Below are 20,843 nucleotides of genomic sequence, written 5' to 3' on the forward strand. Positions count from 1 at the left end.
GATCTCCTTTTTCATTTTTCAAGGGTAGGGATGTTTGAATTTAGAACTCATCTCATCTGTTACAATTTGTTTTTTCTGTCCTATAATCCGCATTGATTTTTGTTTTAAGGTTGTGCGTAAATAACTTTAATAGTCCTCTGACAATGATGTTAAGTTGGCCTTAAATTCTTATAAATTTAATATTAAAAATATATGAACTAAAGATTGTAATTAGCTATTATTTTGGTTAATTTAGATTTAGACCTTAAGGACTGATAGGTAGTAAGTTTGCTACTTTTTTTGTTCTTTTTTTTGAAATAAATTTGGAATGTTAATAATTATTTTTAGAGATCAATTTTAGCGCTAGTTTTCCACAATTTTACACGGTAAAATACTGATATATAATGTATTATCAATTATTTTATATTTTAGTTTTTTAGCTGATTTTTTTTTGTCATCTTCGTTCTCAGAGAAAGTTATCAACATATTTTTTGTCGCGTATTGTAAATCAACTTATTAACAATTTTAGAATGGAAAAAACGTATTCAAGTGTCTGGAATAATTGTCTTTCGATTATCAAAGATAATATACCAGCACAAAGTTTCAAGACCTGGTTTGAACCTGTGAAAGCAGTCCGTTTGGAGGGTGACGTTTTGACTATTCAAGTGCCTAGCTTATTTTTTTATGAGTGGTTGGAAGAACACTATGTAGGAATTCTTCGCAAGACCGTAAAGAAATTCCTAGGAGAACAAGGTAGATTGGAATACAATATTGTAGTGGAGAAGTCTTCAGCTTCTCATCCTTATACGACTAATCTTCCATCGAATGGCAATGGAGCAGAAGGGAAAAGGCAATCTATCCCTGTGCCGGTATCTTTAAATAGGGATATCAAAAATCCGTTTGTTATTCCTGGATTGAAAAAATTGCAGGTTGATCCGCAATTGAATCAAAACTACACATTCGAAAATTTTATCGAAGGTGAATGTAATCGTCTTGCTCGTTCAGCAGGTTATGCTGTAGCGAATAAGCCAGGTGGTACTTCATTCAACCCTTTGATGATTTATGGTGATGTTGGTTTGGGAAAGACACACCTTGCCCAAGCAATCGGAAATGAAATCAAAAGAAATCTTCCCGATAAACTGGTCATTTATGTGTCTTGTGAGAAATTCTGTCAGCAGTTTGTGGATTCATTGAAAAATAACACAATCAATGACTTCGTTAACTTTTATCAAGCAATGGATGTCATCATTATGGATGATGTGCATAATTTTGCTGGTAAAGAAAAAACACAGGATATTTTCTTCCATATTTTTAATCATTTGCATCAATCTGGAAAGCAGATTATTTTAACTTCAGACAAGGCACCTAAGGATTTAGCTGGTTTGGAGGAACGTTTGCTTAGTCGTTTTAAATGGGGGTTATCTGCAGATATTCAGATTCCTGATCTTGAGACGAGAATGGCAATTTTGAAGAAGAAGATGTATTCTGACGGTATTGACTTACCTGAAAATGTAGTGGAATATGTCGCAACACAAATCGATAACAGTGTTCGTGAATTGGAAGGAGCTATGGTTTCATTATTGGCTCAATCTACATTGAACAAGAAAGAGATCGATTTGGGTTTAGCAAAATCGATGTTGAAGAACTTTGTGAAGAATACCCATAAGGAAATTTCAATGGATTTTATTCAGAAATTAGTTTGTGAATATTTTGAAGTTCCTGTAGATATGGTAAAGTCGAAAGTTAGGAAGCGTGAAATCGTGCAGGCCAGGCAAATTTCGATGTATTTAGCAAAAGCTCATACCAAATCTTCACTAAAATCGATCGGAGCTTTCTTCGGAGGAAGAGACCACTCGACAGTCATTTATGCATGTCAAACCGTAGAGGATTTAATTGAAACTGACAAGAAATTTAAGACTTATGTAAGTGACATTATGAAAAAATTGAAATCTTAATGTCAATTACCGTAAGCAGTAAACAAAAGGGGCTGTCCAAGATGATTGGATAGCCCTTTTTTAATGCATTTAAGCTCTTGTAAGGTATTAAAAAACCTCTGGACATAATCTAGTCCAGAGGTTTTTCATTCTTAATAGAACGATTGTTGTTATTGATTGCTCTGTCCGTTGCCGGATTCGTTTTGTTCAGTTTTTTCTTGAGTCGCAGGAATACTTACTGGGGGTCTCTCTGTGACATATTTCTGATAAGCTGTCTTTTGTTCATCGGTGAGCAGTTGTGCTATCTTAGTATCGGATTCACCTTGAATTTTGGTTATGCTTTCCTTTTTGGCATCAGCTGTAGCTGTCGCGTCCTGGATAACGGCTGCAATAGCCTTTTCTTGGTTTAATACGATGGTTGACACAGCTGTTTTTTGCTCTTCGTTTAATGTTAGCTTTGTCACTAATTCGGTCACCACTTTGGTTGCATTCTCTTCTGGGGGTGTTTGTTGTGCAAATGTTAGGCTCATTGCTAGAAAGAAACCTATACCTGTTAAAAATAGCTTTTTCATGATGTTTAATTTTAGATGAAATTATTCAATGTTTATTCTCTATTTTTTTCACTATTAACGCGTGGGGTCAGTTGTTACTGGTTGTTTTGTCCCAGGGGCTGATTTCGCCGGTCTCTCAGCAATTATTTTTTGGTAAAGTGCTTTTTGATCCTCGGTTAGCAGCTGGCTGACTTTGGTGTCTACCTCGCTTTGAAGCTTATTTAGTGCTTCATTTTTTACTTCAGCAGAGGAGCTACTGTCTTTTGTTATCGTTTGCTCGGTTTTTGCCTGATCCAATAATATAGTTGATACTGCAGTCTTTTGCTCATCATTCAGATTCAGTTTCTGAACAAGTTCAGTTGTTGCTTTTGCCGCAGTTTCCTCCGGAGTACCCTGTTGGGCAAATGTTAGGCTGAGGGCCAAAAAGAATCCGATTCCTGTTAAAATTAGCTTTTTCATATCTATTGTATTTAAAAAGTTACAATTAAACTGTTTTACTATAAAACTTTGAATTGGTATTTATATTGTATTAAAGTTGTTACTTTAACAAATTTTTAACACAGGATAATGTGTTAATAGATTGTAAAACAATACGTTGGTTTTGTTTTAGGATAAACAAAACAAGGTAACGATGATTTATCCGATGCCGGATATCTTGTTCGGCGCGATCACCTCGTGATGATTAAAATATACTGCATTGACTAAGACTTGTATGGGTAAATAATGGTATACACAAAATAGATACAAGCAATAAAAAAGGCCCCTGTACATAAAACAAGAGCCTTTCTTTAAAAGAATTTTAATCATTAATTATCGGAACGTTTAGACATTCTTTCCTTCATTTTTTCTTGTTGTTCGTCAAATAACTTACCTTGTTCGGGACTAAGCCAAGATTTGATCTTAGCTGTTTGTATTTCCTGAAGCTGTTTGAATTTTTCCATATTTGCCTTGCGATCTCCGCCATCGTTTCGAAGTGCAGCCCGTTGTTGCGCTTGAGTCAATGTAAGGTTATAAATCGAATCTTTTTGTGTTTGATTGAGGCTAAGTAATTTGTCAAGATGCTCTACACGCATTTTAGCTTGTTCCTCAGGACTGCGTTGTTGACGTTGTTGCGCAAAAACTCCTGTAGCGCTTAATAATAAACAGGCTACTGCCATTAAAATTTTCTTTTTCATCTTTGTATAGTTTATATCATGAATGCCAATCATTGTAATTGTGCACTCTATTTGTTTATTGTCCATCCCTATGGAACGAAAAGACTTTTAAGTAGTTTCGTTTACCTATTGAATATAAATTTGAGGAAAAAGTTTAGTATAGCAATTTATCTTAACAAAATTTAAGGTTGATTAACACTTTGAGCTACTGCATTATGGATTGTTTTAAGGAATAGTTCTTTATGGATAGGATCATGAAATTGTAGGCCTATTGGAAGATAGGCCAAATCAATAGCCGCCAATTGTTGTTGAAATGGTTTTAACCGCTGAAAGTCTTTTTCGGTAGTCAACAGCATTTTGTTACTACTAGCTAGGCTTCGGTAGGATTTTGTAATTTGTTCAATATCTGATTCACTAAAAGTATGATGATCCCCAAAAGATAGGTGTTTGACCAAATTTGCCTTCTTTTTGATATAATCCACGAGCGGTTGCGGTTTGGCAATGCCTGTAACCAAAATAACATCGCTGTCGTTGAAATCGATCGTATTTCCGACGCTGTCAATGGCTTGAAAGTAATTTATATGGCTAAAAGTAATTAATGCGTTCTTATTATAGCGTCTGATTTTACGTTCTATACGCTTTTTATCAGGGTTCGAGAGATCTATTGGACATTTGGTAATTGTTATAATCTGCGCCCGTTTGGCTTCAATCAGTAAGTCCCTAAAGTTTCCTGTAGGAAAAACAAACATGGGACTACCAAATGATAAAAAATCAAACAATAGAATATTAAAAAGCGGCGATAATTTTCGATGCTGATAGGCATCATCCAGAATAATCAGTTGATGATCTGATTGAAGTTTTTCTATTCCCGTACAGCGGTCTTCACAAACCGCAACGGTAACCGATGGAAATTTATTTTTGAATTGTAAGGGTTCATCGCCAACATTGTTTGCTAGCGAATCGGTCTTTACCAAATGAAACCCGCTAGTCACCCGCCCATAGCCTCGACTAAGTATTGCTGTTTTATACTGATCTTTGAGGCTTGAAACAACAAATTCAGTCATTGGGCTTTTTCCTGTACCTCCGACAGAAAGGTTACCGATTACAATCGTGGGAATTTCAAATGACTTTGAGCTGAGCAGCTTGAAATCGTATAGTCTATTTCTTAGCCATACGATTAAGCCGTATAGGATCGAAAAGGGGAATAATAGATAACGTAAAAAAGCAATCATTTTGGAATAACCGTTAGTCCGACGTCGGTGATTTCTTTCAACGGATTTTCTTTCATATTCTGCATGATGGAAATAGTATACATACCTGTATCCGGAAATAGGTAATCTTTATGGATTATGGATTGGTTATTATATAAGCTCCCTGAGGATTTTCCGAGCCATTTTCCATCGGATCGAGCCATTTTTATTTCTTTGCGGAAAATAGATTGCTTCTTATCTGGACCACGTTGGTAGATCAGGATAAAAAGGTTCGAAAAGGCATATTCCGGTGTATGACGGACATCCATTAATACATCATATCGTTTGGCTTTATCGCTAATATGAAATTGAAAGCTAGACGGTGATGTATTCAACCAAGCTTTATTATCAATGGGTTTGTTATCATTTATAATGGAAGTCTGTTCACAAGAACCCCCTATGCAAATACATAATATACCAATAAGAAATGGTGTGCGTTTGAGTCTCATGTTTATTTATAAAAAGAATATGCCTAATGGGTTAAAATTAGGCATATTTTTTTTTATTCTGCTTTTGGAGCAGCATTGTTGTTATTACCTTTGTTTTTATTCCGATGGCGGTTAAAACGTTTCTTTGGTCTATTCCCACCTTCTTTATTGTCTTTATTCACCGTAGGTGCTGTAGAATCGTTCGCTACCTGAGGTTTTCCCCCTTGTTTGGGTGGATTTGGGTCCGACTTTTCAGTCTTTTGTCCAGCCTTATTTTCCGGTTTGACTGTGTTGCTTTTTGATTTTCTTTTTTTCTTTCTTTTATTCCGATCATCAAGTCGCGTTAAGCTATCTTGGCCGACCACATTTTCATAATCGTAGTTGATATTTTTCTCTTCTCTGACTTCATCGTTATCTACTGCACTCGAAATAGCTTCCGGTTTGATTCCCTGCTTATTCATTTCGACAAGCTCTTTGACTTGTTGAACGGGGATGGCAATCCAATTTTCAGCTCCAGGAAAAGAGAACCACATCATTTTCTTGAAGATATCGGTCTTTTGAAGATAAGCAACTCCTTTTTGTGTTTCGATGCGGTCGATATTATTTGGGATGTCTTTTAAAGCATCCATGTAGCTATCCAATTCATAATTGAGACAGCATTTTAATTTTCCGCATTGGCCCGCTAATTTTAACGTATTCAACGAAAGATTTTGATAACGTGCTGCCGATGTAGAAACCGTTTTGAAATCCGTTAACCAGGTTGAACAGCAAAGTTCGCGACCACAGGAGCCGATGCCACCGAGGCGGCTAGCTTCTTGTCGCATACCTATCTGGCGCATTTCTATGCGTATCCTGAAAGATTCGGCCATTTTTTTGATAAGCTCACGGAAATCCACGCGGCCCTCAGCTGTGTAGTAGAAGGTAGCCTTGGTTTTATCACCCTGGTAGTCAACATCAGAAATCTTCATGGACAAACCCAGGTCCAAAGCCAGTTTACGGGCTTTGTGCATCGTTTCCCATTCGAGATCTTTTGCTGCGTTATACTTCTCTACATCCATTTCATTGGGCTTCCGATAGATTTTTTTAGTTACCATTTCTGGGGTAACATTGTTCTTTTTTAATTGTAGTCTGACCAATTCACCCGTTAAGGAGACATGTCCGACATCATAGCCACCGGTAGAAGGTTCTACGACCACCATTTCCCCCATTTCTAGGTAGGTATTGTCTACATTAATAAAGAAATCTTTTCGTGATCCCTTGAATCGTACTTCGACGATATTAAATGGTTTATAGTTTGAAGGCATATCCATATCGGAAAGCCAGTCATATACATCTAATTTATTACATCCGCTAGTCATGCAAGAGCCATTGTTCTGACATCCTGCCGGTGTACCATTTGTCGTGGTAGTACCGCAACCTCCGCCGGATGAGCAACTGCCACATCCCATAGTTTTCTATTTATATATATTGAGTTCCTTTCGGAAACGTTTTGTACTTGTATATTAATGTTAACTGCAAAGATAAATCTAAAAATAATATTTTGGGATTTGCATTTCTTTCTACAAAATAATGTGTTTCCTCAAATAGATTTATTGTTGCTTCAATTTGTTCAACGGTATAGTGTACTGCAAATTTCTGAACAAAATCCAATTCTTTGGCCGGTAAGAACACTAAACTGGAAAGCCCTTCTTTGATTAATATAATTTGACGCATCATATTAATTGCATAAAAAAGAAAGCTTTTTTGGTTTTCTCGCCCCATTTTTGAGAGTTCTTCTTCCACTAAAGAGATCATATTGGTTCCAGCATCTGAAACAACGAAACGTAACCAATTGACTAAAATGCCAAAATGATTATTTGTTTGCGATTGAATTTGATTCATGGCTTCTTGCAGGTTTCCATCCGCTATAAACGCAATTTCAGCCGATTCCTGATCCGAAAGATGATATACGCTCTTGAGATGTTGTGCGACCTCCATGTGATCCAACTTCTTTATTTTGACCAATTGCGTACGTGATATGATCGTATTTAATATTTTGTCCTGATTTTCTGCAACTAGAATAAAGAGCGTTTTTTCGGGTGGTTCTTCGATTAACTTTAACAGCGCATTGCCTTGTGTGTCCAAGTATTCGGGCAACCACATAATTAAAACTTTATATTCCGCTTCAAAGGACTTTAGGCTTAATTTTTTGATGATACCATGCGCCTCTGCAATATTGATATTCACCTGTTTGTTGTCCGCATCCAACTGATTGCGCCAATATTCCAGTCCCATGTAGGGATTGGATAGAAAAGATTTTCGCCAGCTGTCCGCATAATCTGTTGCTGTATCTTCCTTATGCTTGGCTATAAAAGGATACGACATGTGAAGATCAGGGTGGATCAGTTTGCTATATTTTCGACACGATGGACATTCGCCACAACTGTCTGTCAATTGCCGGTTTTCGCAATTCAAAAACTGCGCATAAGCATAAGCAAGTGCAAGGCTGCCTGAACCCTCAGGACCAAGAAATAATTGCGCGTGACTCACACGGTTTTCTTGAACTGTGCGAACTAAATGTTCCTTGATGTCTTTGTGCCCAATGATCTCTTTAAACTGCATACAATACTGCTATTATACAAATGTAATAAATATTGTGATTTATTGGGCCCAATTTGCTTTCTATACTTTTGGCGCTGTGCTTATTAATTGAAATACAATTGCTTATTTGAACGATTGAAATCGCCTGATGTGGAAAGAAAGGCGCCCATAAAACTGAAAAATATTGATTAATTTGTGTATTATTGCACATAATAATTAGTATTCAGGAAATGAGATTCATTGTATCAACATCAATTTTATTAAAGCAGTTACAAGCTATCAATGGTGCATCCAGTACAAGTACTGTTTTGCCAATCTTGGAAAACTTTCTTTTTGAAATAAAAGACAATAACTTGACTATTTCTGCTACGGATCTGCAAACAAGTATGGTTACTTCTTTACAGATCGAAGCAAAGGAAGAGGGAAGAGTAGCCATGCCGTCGAAGATATTGATCGAGACATTAAAAACTTTGCCAGATCAACCAGTAGCATTTTCAGTAGACATGAACACCTTGGCTATTGAGATCAGTGCCGGTGATGGGAAATATAAATTGAGTGGAGAGAATGCTGACGATTTTCCTAAAATTCCTTCAATAGATAATGGTTCAGTCATTCAGATGCCAGCGCCTATTTTGTCTGAAGCAATCAGTAAGACGATCTTTGCTGTCAGTAATGACGAGTTGAGACCTGCTATGTCTGGTGTTTTGGTCCAATTAGCTGAAAAGAATGTGACTTTTGTCTCTACTGATGCGCACAAGTTAGTGCGTTATTCAAGAACGGATATCGGAGCGGAGAAACCCGCATCCCTTATTTTACCGAAAAAAGCACTTTCTTTACTTAAATCGTCATTGCCATCCGATGATATTACAGTATCTATTGAATATAATCAAACCAATGCATTCTTTAGTTTTGGTAATATCAATTTGATCTGTCGGTTGATTGATGAGCGTTATCCAGATTATGCTGCTGTAATTCCTCAAGTCAATCCAAATAAGTTGACTGTCGATAGACTATTGTTTTTAAATACATTGAGACGGGTGGTGATTTTCGCTAATAAAACCACACATCAGGTTCGCCTGAAGATCTCGGGTAGTGAATTGCATATCTCTGCAGAAGATCTTGATTTCTCGAATGAAGCGCATGAACGTTTATCCTGTCAATTTGAAGGCGATGATATGGAAATTGGTTTCAACGCTAAATTCTTGGTCGAGATGTTAAATAACTTGGAAAGTGAAGAAGTTGTTTTGGAGATGAGTACGCCAAATCGTGCTGGTTTATTGATTCCGGCTGTATCTGAAGATCATGAAGATATTTTGATGTTGGTGATGCCGGTTATGTTAAACAACGCTTAATCGTCTTTTCGCTTTGGAAATAGTTACGCATCTTATTGACTTTATTCTCCATATCGATAAACATTTGGTTGAAATAGTCAATGATTATCAGACTTGGACATACCTTATTCTGTTTCTCATCATTTTTGTAGAAACTGGAGTGGTTGTAATGCCTTTTTTACCAGGAGATTCGTTGTTGTTTGCTGCAGGTATGCTTGCCGCACAACCGAATGATCTTAACGTATGGTTGATGATTCTCATTTTATTGATCGCCGCAGTTTCTGGAGATTCCTTAAATTATGCTATCGGTAAACATTTTGGTATGCGCCTTACAAGATTTAAGCTCTTTGGTAAACAGGTTGTCAAAGACGAGCAAATTGCCAAAACACATTCTTTTTATGAGAAATATGGCAGTAAAACAATTGTTATCGCTCGCTTTGTACCAATCGTACGGACCTTGGCGCCTTTTGTTGGTGGTATTGGAAGGATGAATTATGGTACTTTCATTACCTATAATGTCGTAGGTGCCGTCTTGTGGGTGGGAGGTATAACCCTAGCAGGATACTTTTTAGGAAATATCCCTATTATAAGAGATAACTTCTCGAAGGTCGTATTGATTATTATTTTTATATCCATATTGCCAATAATCTTCGAGCTTGTAAAAGAAAAGATAAAAACTAAAAAGGGAATCCAATAAGATTCCCTTTTTTTATAGATCAAAAAAATGGAATTCATTTCACAGCTTATTGATTTTATCCTGCATATCGATCAGCATCTATTGCAACTGATCAATAGTTATGAAAATTGGACTTATCTGATTTTGTTTTTAATCATTTTTGCGGAGACAGGATTTGTTGTTACCCCATTCCTCCCTGGTGACTCCGTTTTATTTGCCTTGGGAGCAATCATTGCCCGTCCGGATTGTCAGCTTTCCTTACCATTATTTATAGTCATTCTTATTTTTGCCGCTATCTTCGGTGATTTTGTGAATTATGAAATTGGCAAATATTTTGGAGTTCGGGTTTTTAAGCCTGGATCAAGGTTATTTAAACCGGCTTATCTGCAAAAAACGCAAGATTTCTATGCTAAGCATGGAACAAGGACTATTGTATATGCCCGATTCGTACCGATTATAAGGACTTTTGCACCATTTGTGGCAGGCATTGGCCGTATGCCCTATACAACCTTCGGGAAATATAATATACTTGGGGGCATATTATGGGTTTCATTATTTATTTTGGCTGGCTATTATTTTGGACAAATACCATTTTTTAAGCATAATTTTTCCCTTGTTATTTTGGCGGTTATCTTTATTAGCTTAATACCCATGCTTATACAGTTTTTTTCGCAGACAAAAACAAAAAAAGATTAAACGTTACATACTAAATGCAGTCTTTTAAGGTTAAAGGATTGGTACGAAATATCCCTATCAAAAAGTACAAACATTGCCTATAAACAAGAGGTTAGACTCTATAAAAGCGAAGGGGAGACGATAGTTTGGATATCTCGTCAGCTCACTCAAGAAGATATTATTTACGTATGAACTATTTGGTTTTAGCATTTACCCTGCTTTTTACACAGTCTATTTTTGCCCAACGTATCGTTGTCGATCATCATCAGGCGACCGAGGCCTATGAATTACTGAACAAAATCCGTACGAATCCAGAACGGTATAAGAAAGAGCTGAAGCTCTTCAACTTGCAGAAGATTAAACGGACCAAACTCAATTGGAATAAGGAGTTGGCGGAGGTTGCAGTTTATCGGGCAAAAGATATGGCCAAGCGCTCCTATTTTGACCATGTTTCACCTGAGGGGTATGGACCAAATTATTTCATTGACGAAGCCGGATATCAACTTAACCCAACATGGCTGTCCAAACGAAATGCAAACAATTTTGAGTCTATTGCGGCCAACCGATCTAGTGCTACCGCTGGCATTAAGGCTCTAATTATTGGAAAGGAAGCTCCGGGTTATCATCATCGCACACATTTACTGGGCATGGATCAGTGGAATGCTTCGCTATACGATGTCGGAATTGGTTACGTCGAGTGTAAAGGTGCCAAACCTTATGAAAGTTATTTAGTTGTTATCATAGCCAAGCACGACTGGTAGATAAATGAAAGGTAATTTGGGGAGTATCAGCAATTAATCGACGCAGGGTATTCAATTTTTACTGAAAAGTCATACCTTTGCATATGATAAAATCCATGACAGGATATGGCACGGCTTCCGCTGATAACGGTAAAGTTAAATATAGTGTCGAAATAAAGTCCTTAAATTCAAAATTCCTTGAATTAAATCTTCGCTTGCCCAAAGTTGTTTCGGACAAAGAATTGACCCTGCGCACTGAGAGCAGTAAACTTATTGAGCGTGGTAAAGTGAACATGAATGTAACTGTTGAATACACGGATCAAACGGCGAAGGCATCTTCTATTAATGCTGATTTACTCAAAAAATATTACAGTCAATTGCAGCAGATCGCTTTGGAACTTAACGATACCAATGTCAATCTGTTTGAACTGGCGTTAAATATGCCTGAGGTAATTACCAATAATGATGATTCCGTTGATGACGAAGAATCCAAAGTATTGATGGATGCTTTCTATGATGCGGTCAAACGTTTTACTACATTTCGTGAAGACGAGGGTAATGTGCTTGCTGGAGATTTAAAGAAGCGCGCGGAGCTTATTTTAACTTACCTTGGAGAAGTAGAGGCCTTAGAAGTAGAACGTATTCCTTTGATCAGACAGCGTATTGAACAATTTTTAAATGATACGGTGGGTAAAGATAATGTGGATCAGAACCGATTTGAACAGGAGTTGGTTTACTACATTGACAAATTGGATGTGACCGAAGAAAAAGTCCGATTGCGCGCCCATTGCAATTACTTTTTAAAGGCATTTGATTCTGCGGATTCAAACGGGAAAAAATTGGGATTTATTTCACAAGAAATGGGGCGGGAGATCAATACCTTAGGTTCCAAAGCTAACCATGCCGGCATTCAACAGATCGTGGTCAGAATGAAAGAAGAATTGGAAAAAATAAAAGAGCAATTGCTCAACGTATTATAAGAATGAGCGGTAAATTAATTATATTCTCGGCACCATCGGGAGCTGGAAAAACGACAATAGTAAGAGATCTTTTAAGTAAACACGGTGATAAGATTGAATTTTCCATTTCAGCAAGTACACGTGATCCAAGAGGGCAGGAGGTAAATGGAAAGGACTACTATTTTATGTCGAAAGAAGAATTTTTGCATAAGGTAGCAAAACAGGAGTTTATCGAATTTGAGGAAGTATATTCAGGGACTTTCTATGGTACTTTGCGTTCAGAAATTGAGCGTATTTGGAAAGAAGGTAAACATGTTATTTTTGATATCGACGTTGTCGGTGGATTACGTTTGAAATCAAAATTCCCAGAACAGGCAATTTCTATTTTCGTACAACCGCCATCATTGGAGGTGCTTAAGGAGCGTTTGACAGGACGTGGAACGGATTCGGAAGAAAAGCTGAAAGAGCGTTTTGCGAAAGCAGAATTGGAACTTACCTATGCCAATAAATTTGATGTCATATTGAACAATTTTGATTTAGCTACAGCATGTGCCGATGCGGAAGAAATTGTCATGGGATTTATCAATAAATAAGTTCATGCGAAAGATTGGTTTGTTTTTTGGTTCTTTTAATCCGGTGCATATAGGGCATTTGATTATAGCTAACTATATGGCCAATTTTACTGGACTTGACGAAGTTTGGTTTGTGGTCTCTCCACAGAATCCATTTAAAAAGAAGTCCACCTTAGCAGACCCTTATGACCGTTTGGAAATGCTAAATCTGGCTTTGGAAGACTGTGATCATTTGAAAGTAAGTGACATTGAATTCCATTTGCCAATACCATCGTATACCATCGATACCTTAACGCATCTTAGCGAGAAATATCCAAACCGGGAATTTGTGCTACTTATGGGACAAGACAATTTGGAATCGCTGGAAAAGTGGAAGAATGCGGATATTATCTTGCGTGATTACCAGATTTATGTTTATCCTAGACCAGGGTTCGATAATGAAAAATTTAAAGATCATCCCGCTATCACGATGACCGACACCCCACTAATGGAATTATCCTCTACCTTTTTGCGAAATGCAATCAAGGAAAACAAGAATATTCAATTCTTTACACCTAAAAAGGTGATTGAATTTATTGATAAGAAAGGTTTATATTCTTGATATAAATGGAAGTAAATGAAGCATGATATCCCCGGGTTTTATTAAATCCGGGGATTTTTGTTTGTAGGTATCTCAAGAAAATATTAAGGAATAATTTTTGCAGGAATAATATTTCACTTTTAAGCTCAGATAAGACGATCTTTAATGAATAATTAAAATAGCCTGGAAATAAAAGCAATCATTCGTGAGAACCTGTTTTTTTACCTATCAGGCTTGTTTAGTTAGCGGTATGAGTCTCAAGTTTAATTCTGGGCTTTTTGGGGAGGTTTATGATAGAGAAAAATATATTAATTCGTATGCTATGAGAAAAATCGTTTTATTGTTTATGTGTTTCGTGTATTGGGGGACCGGTTTGGCACAGACGGATAGTGCGGATGACAATAGTCTTTTTATAGATCCTGCTGCTATTGAGCTGCGGAGCAAAATGACCATACCGCCTTACGGTTTGGACAAAGTAAAAGCATTAATTTCAACAATAATCCCCGAAGAAGATAAGGAAACAACAGATGCGGGAATAAATGCGATTTCAGCCGTTGATTTTAAAAAGCTAACGCTGCGTGAAAAGTTCACCTATACCATGATTCATGCCGAGCTATATGCGCAAAATTGTGCTATACCCGAGTACCAGACACAGATCGACAAAAAAATATTTGCTACATTATTGGACGGCTTTAATGAATCCTCTTGGTCGCAAAGACAGACTGATTTTTTGCAGGAAAATAGGGATTCGGTGATGAAGCTTATTCAGGAATCTGTTGTCCGGAGCAAACGGATGGGGGTAAATTATAAGCATGCCATAGTGGAGATTAATGGCTGGCAGATGATCCCTTTTATTGTTGATTATGCCAAGAAAACACCAAAGGATAAAGATGCATTGACGTTGCTGTTATTACTGATGAAACGTGGTGAATACAGTGAATTTATAAAATCCAGTTCATTTAAAAAGTTGTATGGAGAGGACAGTAATTATTATTCGTATCTAAATTACAACAAAGAAAATGAGGCGCTGATCTTTAGTCGGGCGCTTAAATATTACGATGAGAAAAAAAGCAAGTAGTGCAGTTGGATTTTTAGTATTCGAAACGTCAAATTTGTATTATAACAAACGGCAAGGAGGATGAGCAAATTACTCTATTTGATAGGATTGATTGTTTTACATCTCCAATGTGAAGCCCAAGCTGGAAACTATATCCAAATTCCAGCTGGAGACTATCATTTGGGCGATACAGCAAGCTTAGATAATCCCAAAAGAACAGTGCATATCGAATCGTTCTGGATCTCGAAATTTGAGCTGACGAATGCCGAATTTGAAAAATTCGTTCAGGCAACGGGTTACAAGACATTAGCAGAACGCTACCATAATGCCATGGTCTTTGAGCCTGGCCTGGCGGAGTTTCGCTGGTTGCAGGATAGTACGGCCTATTGGCGCTTTCCGAATGGTGTAATTCGTGGCGGAATTGCGGCCAAGATGGATCACCCAGTTACCTGTATCTCTTATAAAGATGTGCTGGCCTATTGTACATGGGCAAATTGTAGATTGCCATCTTTTGATGAGTGGGAGGTGGCAGCTAGAGCCGGAAGCGAAGACTATTATTTTGAAGGTTTCAGTAAAGAGAATATGGGCGATTATGCAAATGTATGGCATGGTAGAGATCATTTGAAAGCTGATTATTCCGATGGTTATCTCTATACTTCTCCGGTCGGAAAATTCAAACCCAATCCATGGGGGCTTTATGATATCTTTGGTAATGTATTTGAATTTTGCACCGGAAAGCTCGAAAGAGATGGCGACCGCTCTATTGCACATGCCCGTGGAGGGTCCTGGTGGTGTAGTAAAAATAGCTGTGCCGCTTTTAATACCGTATATATAGGTTCAGTTAGTCCCAATGCATCTTTTAGTAATCTGGGATTTAGAATTGTAAAAAAAGCCTTTACTCCTGAGAATAAAGACTTTTAAAACAAACTCATCGTAAAGATTGACTTTTATCTTCCCATCCAGCCACCATCGACTGTTAGGATGGTTCCATGAACATAATCGGAAGCTTTTGAAGCGAGGAATACAGCTGGCCCCTTAAAATCTTCTGGAGTTCCCCAACGTCCTGCAGGTATACGGTCCAAAATGGACTTTGAGCGTTCGGGATCGTCTCTCAGAGCCTCGGTATTATCCGTGGCGATATACCCCGGAGCAAACCCGTTTACGTTGACACCTTTGGAAGCCCACTCATTTGCAAAAGCCTTTACCATGGATCCTACGGCACCTTTTGAAGCGGCATATCCTGGAACATTGATGCCACCTTGGAAAGTTAATAAAGAGGCTGTAAATACGATTTTTCCAGTTCCACGTGAAATCATGTCCTTTCCAATCTCGCGCGTCAATATAAACTGTGCATTTTGATTGATTTCGATGATTTCATCCCAGTATTCATCAGGATGCTCAGCGGCAGGTTTTCGAAGTATATTTCCGGCATTATTAAAAAGGATATCAATCGCAGGATGCGCTGATTTTACCTTTTCAATAAACGCGTAAAGCGCTGTCCGTTTGGCGAAATCACACTGGTAGGCATAGAAATTTCTGCCTAATGCTTTTACGGATTTTTCTACTGCGGAGCCTTCAATTTCCAATGACGCCGAAACGCCTATAATATCTGCCCCAGCTTCAGCCAATGCTTCGGCAATTGCCTTGCCAATTCCCCTTTTGCAGCCTGTTACCAAGGCTACTTTCCCACTTAAGTCAAAAGATTGCAGTATGGACATTATTTTGAATATTTTATTGTTAATGGTTGATCTAAATTGTTTTTGAATGTTTTTACATAAGACTGCCATTGCTCAAAATTCCCTATTTTGCCAGCTTTATTGAACGCAGCACCCGCAAAATAAACTAAGGGTTTATCATTTTTGACGGTGGTTGCCAGTAAAAATTGTTTTGGGCTATCTTTGAACACATACTTTACTTTTGGTAAAATAACGGCTGTTCCTGTAATTTTATCTCCTTCTGCAGGCTCCCAATAGGCTAAAATGCCATTCTTTACATCATTTAGAATTTGAGGTTTTTCCTCTTTTCTTTTAGCGATCCCCACAACAATTGGCGTAGCGGCAGCGGTTGTGTTTTTGATGGAATAGCTTATCTTGTTCAATTGACTCCCAGCGTCTAAAGAAACTGTTTTTTCGACTTGTAGCTGTTGACCCTTTACATTTTCCGGTTCATAAATAAGTTTGAATGTGGATCGTAGCGGACCATTGTCCAAGACCTCGTATTGACGATAATGCTTATGGTAAACGACCTGTTCGTCAATGAATGGCGTTGCATCGCCGACACCTAAGGTTTGTCCGACGGAATAATAATCTAATCCTTTGCCATGATCGGCATGATAGTCCCCAGTTTTATACCATTCGTCAACAATAAGATCATTGCTACGTTTTGCCCAGAAATCAAAACCTTGTGCATCCTCAGAGCTGCCTTCTAAAGCTTTTCCATAGGCTCTAAACGCTGCAATATCGTTTTCCCATGCAAAGTCATCTTTTCGTTCAGGGACGTATCTCGCATAAGTCTTTGGAGTGACAGTTGCGGGTTTATTTCCATTAACCCCAAAGGTTGTTGAGCTTCTAGGAGCAACGGTTATTTGAATCAAAATATTTTGTGCCGTCGGTTTTCCTAGTTTTTCGAGCTGATAGGCCAGTTCCTTTTTATCCTTGTCCACAATAGTAAATACACTGTTTTTTAATGCGAAGTGTTTTTCAAATGTGGTATAAGGGATACTGATCAACTCTGTTCTTGCGCTAGCGGAAGAGTTGTTTACAGTAATGGTTTTGTTGTTCTGCGCAAAAGCAACCGTTGAAAGCCCTAGCGCTAAACTCAATACGAGTGTTTTTTTCATATTACTTCAATTCTGTGATGGCACATTTGTCCATATCATCATAATCTAAATTTTCACCTGCCATTCCCCATATAAATGTATAATTGGACGTTCCAGCTCCTGAGTGAATTGACCATGGCGGTGAAATTACAGCCTGATCGTTGTGTATCCAAATATGGCGGGTTTCATCGATAGGTCCCATAAAATGTGATACAGCCTGACCTTCAGGTAATTCAAAGTAGAAATAGACTTCCATACGACGATCGTGGGTGTGGGATGGCATTGTATTCCATACAGATCCGGGTTTTAACTCAGTCATGCCCATCTGTAATTGGCAGGTTTGTACCACTTTGTTCAATAACATCTGGTTGATCGTACGGTGGTTGGCAGTTTCCAATGAACCCAATTCTAGTTTATTCGCATCTTCTTTCGTTACCTTTTTAGTTGGATAGCTGCAATGTGCAGGTGTAGAGTTTAAATAGAATTTTGCTGGTTTTGCAGCATCCTGGCTTGAAAAATAAACTTCCTGAGCACCTTGACCGATATAAAGGGCTTCTTTGGTATTGAGATCATAAATAATGCCGTCAACTTCGACTTGACCGTTCCCACCGACATTGATAATACCCAACTCTCTTCTAGAAAGGAAGTAAGGTTCTTTTAATAATGCGGGAATGGTGTCTAATTTGATTTTTGAGCTTACAGGCATTGCTCCACCGGCCATATAGCGATCGTAGTGGGTATAGACAAAATTAATTTTGTCTGCTTCAAAAACTGTTTCAATTAGAAAATTCTCCCTTAATCCTTGTGTATCTAAAGTTTTGTATTCCTTTGGCCCTATTGCATAGCGGGATTCAAAATTAATGCTCATAACTGAATTATTATTTTTGTTTGAATGCTAAATTTAGGGCTAATATTTGTCAATTGCGATACAATCTTACGCAAACGATGTCGTAGTGATCGGTTGGTTTTCCGAAAGCGGTAGCAACTTTAAGATAATCGACATGGCTATTATGACTGCAATATACTTCGACCAAATTCTACTTAATAACAGTTTTTAACCAATTTTTAAACAGTAATCAGTCAGTATTCCTTCAGTGTTCACTGAATGATCACTGAACAAGCACTGAACGAGCACTGAACAAGCACTGTCAAAACATCGAATTTGGTCACCATCTGATCCTCATTTGATGCGCCCAAATCTCATCGCTCTTTTCCGACTTCCATGTGTTCGTTTGAACCGCTGTTTTCCACAGTTGCTTTTACTGTTTGGCGTCCTAATGTGCGGCCTTTGCAGATAATAATTACCTGTTGTGTCAATATTATTTACATCTCGGTTTCAGATTTACTAACTTCGTGTATGGTAAAGAAGAAATTCCCATATTCTAAACGCATAAACACGGACCGAGAGGACTGGGGGTCCCTTATGACCATCTAAAAAGCAAATTATTTACATATGAAACCCAATATTTTAGTTGTTAACGATGACGGTATTACAGCGCCAGGTATTAAGGTGCTGTTGGAAGAGATGCAGAAAATCGGAAATGTAGTTGTCGTTGCTCCTGATTCGGCACAATCTGGAATGGGGCATGCCATTACACTTGGTAGGCCACTACGTTTGGATAAAATCAATTTATATGAAGGGGTTGAAATGTACCAGTGTTCAGGAACGCCAGTAGATTGTGTAAAACTTGCTGTAAATAAAGTTTTTAAAGGGCAAAAGCCTGATATATGTGTATCGGGGATCAATCATGGGCTCAACAATTCAATCAATGTTTTATATTCCGGTACGATGTCTGCTGCGGTAGAGGGGGCCATTGAAGGGATTCCTTCTGTGGGGTTTTCGCTTGATAATTTTTCTCACGATGCGGATTTTAGCTATTGCAGACCCTACGTGATTTCTATTGCCGAGCAGGTGCTGGCTAACGGTCTCCCTAAAAATACATTGCTGAATGTTAATTTTCCCCAAACAGCAGGTTTTAAAGGTATTAAAATTTGCCGACAGGCAGGAGGACATTGGGTAGAAGAATTTGATGAACGTATTGATCCACACAATCGTGATTATTATTGGACAACGGGTAAATTTGTCTTGCAGGACAGAGGAGAAGATACCGATAGTTTTGCATTGGCCAATGGTTATGTATCTGTCGTTCCGACACAGTTCGATATGACGGCACATCACGCCATTCCAGAATTGAATTCATGGAGCTTTGATCATTTGGGAAATACAAGGGGAGGCGATAAACGTGAAAAATAATAGCTGGATCGGATTGGGTATCGGTATTGTATCTCCAGTATTGGCTTATATTTTAGTACGTTTTACGGATCTTGAACTTCATTTTTTACCCGAGAAGCCTATGGCCATCTACACTATAGCTGTATTGGTTAATTTAGTGCTTTTACGTTTTGCGTATCGATCGGGGAAAGATCACCTGGGAAAAGGAATTATTGCAAGTACTTTTTTGGCTATGATACTATACCTGATCACGCATAGAATTACAGTTTGATTAAAATTCATAAACCCCATCTGACCGACGGGAAAAATTTTGTACAACATGAAATTAACATTAGGATTTTCTCCATGTCCAAACGATACATTTATTTTTGATGCATTGATTCATCATAAGATAGATACCAAAGGACTGGATTTTGAGGTGGAATATCAAGATGTGGAGACCTTGAACCTGAAAGCTTTTCAAGGCGATCTTGACATTACCAAGCTGAGCTATCATGCCTTTGCCTACGCTGTTGAAGATTATGAGTTGCTCGATGCAGGGAGTGCTTTAGGATTTGGTGTAGGGCCTATGCTGATTACGAAGGATCCGAAATTAGCAAAATTGCTGCAGCAAAAATTAGATCGGGCCGAAAGTTTAGATGGGTTTGATCAATTGAAAGTAGGGTATCCAGGGAAATATACCACGGCTAATTTTTTGTTAAGCCTGGCATTCCCCGAATTAAAAAATAAAGTAGAACTTGTTTTTTCGGATATTGAAGGAGCTTTACTGGATGGATCCATCGACTTAGGGTTGATTATTCATGAAAATAGGTTCACCTATGCCGAAAAAGGACTGCATAAGGTGGTGGATCTGGGTGAGTATTGGGAGAAGACGACAAAATTTCCGATTCCTCTTGGAGGAATTGTCGTAAAACGTAGTCTGCCACAAGAAGTGAAGGAGACGTTGAATACGATTTTGAAAGAAAGTGTAGAATTTGCATTTGCCAATCCGAAATCTGGGCTTGAATTCATTCGTGCACATGCACAGGAAATGAGTGAAGAGGTGATGTACAAGCATATTGAACTTTATGTCAATAAATATTCAGTAGCATTGGGGCTTGAAGGACGTGATGCAATTACGAAGATGTTTGAAAAGGCACAGGAACTGGGATTCATTCCGCATTCAGACCGTAAGTTGTTTTTATCATAAATTGACTGTCGGTTTAAAGCTCATATTGCTCAGAAAAACTTCACGTCAAGATGGCGTAAAAGGGGATAAATAGGTAGAGGATTCTTGCAGGCTGTAAGGAACTGACATTTTCAATAAAAATAACGTAAAAAAAATGG

At 38.0% G+C, this 20,843-nt stretch carries 23 protein-coding genes; 13 read left to right on the top strand and 10 right to left on the bottom strand.

What is annotated here, in order from left to right; translation table 11 throughout:
- Nucleotides 1-509 precede the first annotated feature (509 nt).
- Nucleotides 510-1,934, top strand: coding sequence for a chromosomal replication initiator protein DnaA (gene dnaA / locus B4Z47_RS19855; protein ID WP_046672557.1), 1,425 nt, complete (start codon nt 510-512; stop codon nt 1,932-1,934).
- 149 nt (nt 1,935-2,083) lie between these two features.
- Here the strand turns inward: dnaA and B4Z47_RS19860 are convergent, their stop codons facing one another.
- The 7 genes from B4Z47_RS19860 to B4Z47_RS19890 form a co-directional block, all read right to left on the bottom strand.
- Nucleotides 2,084-2,485, bottom strand: coding sequence for a hypothetical protein (locus tag B4Z47_RS19860; protein WP_286727747.1), 402 nt, complete (start codon nt 2,483-2,485; stop codon nt 2,084-2,086).
- 54 nt (nt 2,486-2,539) lie between these two features.
- Nucleotides 2,540-2,923, bottom strand: coding sequence for a hypothetical protein (locus B4Z47_RS19865; RefSeq protein WP_112375167.1), 384 nt, complete (start codon nt 2,921-2,923; stop codon nt 2,540-2,542).
- Between the two features lie 347 nt (nt 2,924-3,270).
- On the bottom strand, nt 3,271-3,639 hold the full coding sequence (locus B4Z47_RS19870) for a hypothetical protein (RefSeq protein WP_046672560.1): 369 nt from the start codon (nt 3,637-3,639) through the stop codon (nt 3,271-3,273).
- Between the two features lie 161 nt (nt 3,640-3,800).
- Nucleotides 3,801-4,850: a tetraacyldisaccharide 4'-kinase gene (gene lpxK, locus B4Z47_RS19875; protein ID WP_201639943.1), complete on the bottom strand. Its 1,050-nt coding sequence runs from the start codon at nt 4,848-4,850 to the stop codon at nt 3,801-3,803.
- On the bottom strand, nt 4,847-5,317 hold the full coding sequence (locus B4Z47_RS19880; RefSeq protein WP_070562634.1) for a gliding motility lipoprotein GldH: 471 nt from the start codon (nt 5,315-5,317) through the stop codon (nt 4,847-4,849). Before B4Z47_RS19880 ends, lpxK begins: the two co-directional genes overlap by 4 nt.
- A 53-nt stretch (nt 5,318-5,370) precedes the next feature.
- Entirely contained in the window at nt 5,371-6,744 is a 1,374-nt protein-coding gene (locus B4Z47_RS19885) for a PSP1 domain-containing protein (protein ID WP_172462425.1), read from the bottom strand.
- A 10-nt stretch (nt 6,745-6,754) separates the two neighbouring features.
- A complete protein-coding gene (locus B4Z47_RS19890) occupies nt 6,755-7,897 on the bottom strand; it encodes an ATP-binding protein (protein WP_286727748.1) in 1,143 nt (380 codons plus the stop codon).
- Between the two features lie 209 nt (nt 7,898-8,106).
- Here B4Z47_RS19890 and dnaN point away from each other — a divergent pair, with 209 nt between their 5' ends.
- The 9 genes from dnaN to B4Z47_RS19935 all read left to right on the top strand — a co-directional run bounded on the left by dnaN (nt 8,107) and on the right by B4Z47_RS19935 (nt 15,387).
- Nucleotides 8,107-9,228, top strand: a complete 1,122-nt coding sequence (gene dnaN, locus B4Z47_RS19895) for a DNA polymerase III subunit beta (protein ID WP_046672565.1) — start codon at nt 8,107-8,109, stop codon at nt 9,226-9,228.
- Nucleotides 9,229-9,241: 13 nt separating this feature from the next.
- On the top strand, nt 9,242-9,904 hold the full coding sequence (locus B4Z47_RS19900) for a DedA family protein (RefSeq protein WP_083295820.1): 663 nt from the start codon (nt 9,242-9,244) through the stop codon (nt 9,902-9,904).
- 27 nt (nt 9,905-9,931) lie between these two features.
- Complete coding sequence (locus B4Z47_RS19905; protein WP_070562625.1) at nt 9,932-10,579, top strand: DedA family protein; 648 nt, start codon at nt 9,932-9,934, stop codon at nt 10,577-10,579.
- 167 nt (nt 10,580-10,746) lie between these two features.
- Entirely contained in the window at nt 10,747-11,319 is a 573-nt protein-coding gene (locus B4Z47_RS19910; RefSeq protein WP_070562622.1) for a CAP domain-containing protein, read from the top strand.
- A gap of 83 nt (nt 11,320-11,402) precedes the next feature.
- Nucleotides 11,403-12,278 carry a YicC/YloC family endoribonuclease gene (locus B4Z47_RS19915; RefSeq protein ID WP_112375171.1) on the top strand — a complete coding sequence of 292 codons (876 nt, stop codon included), beginning with the start codon at nt 11,403-11,405 and terminating at the stop codon, nt 12,276-12,278.
- Nucleotides 12,279-12,280: 2 nt separating this feature from the next.
- Nucleotides 12,281-12,850 carry a guanylate kinase gene (gmk, locus tag B4Z47_RS19920; RefSeq protein WP_070562620.1) on the top strand — a complete coding sequence of 190 codons (570 nt, stop codon included), beginning with the start codon at nt 12,281-12,283 and terminating at the stop codon, nt 12,848-12,850.
- A 4-nt stretch (nt 12,851-12,854) separates the two neighbouring features.
- Nucleotides 12,855-13,430, top strand: coding sequence for a nicotinate (nicotinamide) nucleotide adenylyltransferase (nadD, locus tag B4Z47_RS19925; RefSeq protein WP_070562618.1), 576 nt, complete (start codon nt 12,855-12,857; stop codon nt 13,428-13,430).
- 301 nt (nt 13,431-13,731) lie between these two features.
- Nucleotides 13,732-14,487 (top strand): hypothetical protein, encoded by a 756-nt coding sequence (locus tag B4Z47_RS19930; protein ID WP_139144915.1) that lies wholly within the window; start codon nt 13,732-13,734, stop codon nt 14,485-14,487.
- 60 nt (nt 14,488-14,547) lie between these two features.
- Entirely contained in the window at nt 14,548-15,387 is an 840-nt protein-coding gene (locus B4Z47_RS19935; protein ID WP_112375173.1) for an SUMF1/EgtB/PvdO family nonheme iron enzyme, read from the top strand.
- A gap of 26 nt (nt 15,388-15,413) precedes the next feature.
- Here B4Z47_RS19935 and B4Z47_RS19940 read toward each other — a convergent pair whose 3' ends face one another.
- Genes B4Z47_RS19940 through kduI form a run of 3 tightly spaced genes read right to left on the bottom strand, consistent with a single transcriptional unit; the run spans nt 15,414 to nt 18,152 of the window.
- A complete protein-coding gene (locus B4Z47_RS19940; RefSeq protein ID WP_172462444.1) occupies nt 15,414-16,178 on the bottom strand; it encodes an SDR family oxidoreductase in 765 nt (254 codons plus the stop codon).
- A gap of 5 nt (nt 16,179-16,183) precedes the next feature.
- Entirely contained in the window at nt 16,184-17,305 is a 1,122-nt protein-coding gene (locus B4Z47_RS19945) for a DUF4861 family protein (protein ID WP_112375174.1), read from the bottom strand.
- A 1-nt stretch (nt 17,306) separates the two neighbouring features.
- A complete protein-coding gene (gene kduI / locus B4Z47_RS19950; protein ID WP_070562607.1) occupies nt 17,307-18,152 on the bottom strand; it encodes a 5-dehydro-4-deoxy-D-glucuronate isomerase in 846 nt (281 codons plus the stop codon).
- A 585-nt stretch (nt 18,153-18,737) separates the two neighbouring features.
- Between kduI and surE the strand changes: the two genes are divergently transcribed.
- Genes surE through B4Z47_RS19965 form a run of 3 tightly spaced genes read left to right on the top strand, consistent with a single transcriptional unit; the run spans nt 18,738 to nt 20,706 of the window.
- Entirely contained in the window at nt 18,738-19,538 is an 801-nt protein-coding gene (surE, locus tag B4Z47_RS19955) for a 5'/3'-nucleotidase SurE (RefSeq protein ID WP_046672576.1), read from the top strand.
- The gene (locus B4Z47_RS19960; RefSeq protein WP_070562604.1) at nt 19,528-19,788 is read left to right on the top strand and encodes a hypothetical protein; all 261 of its coding nucleotides are present in this window, start codon (nt 19,528-19,530) and stop codon (nt 19,786-19,788) included. The genes surE and B4Z47_RS19960 overlap by 11 nt, the downstream gene beginning before the upstream one ends.
- Nucleotides 19,789-19,836: 48 nt before the next feature.
- The gene (locus B4Z47_RS19965) at nt 19,837-20,706 is read left to right on the top strand and encodes a menaquinone biosynthesis family protein (protein ID WP_070562601.1); all 870 of its coding nucleotides are present in this window, start codon (nt 19,837-19,839) and stop codon (nt 20,704-20,706) included.
- Nucleotides 20,707-20,843: the final 137 nt, after the last annotated feature.

It is taken from the genome of Sphingobacterium sp. UBA2610 (genome assembly GCF_002339225.1).
GTDB lineage: Bacteria > Bacteroidota > Bacteroidia > Sphingobacteriales > Sphingobacteriaceae > Sphingobacterium > Sphingobacterium multivorum.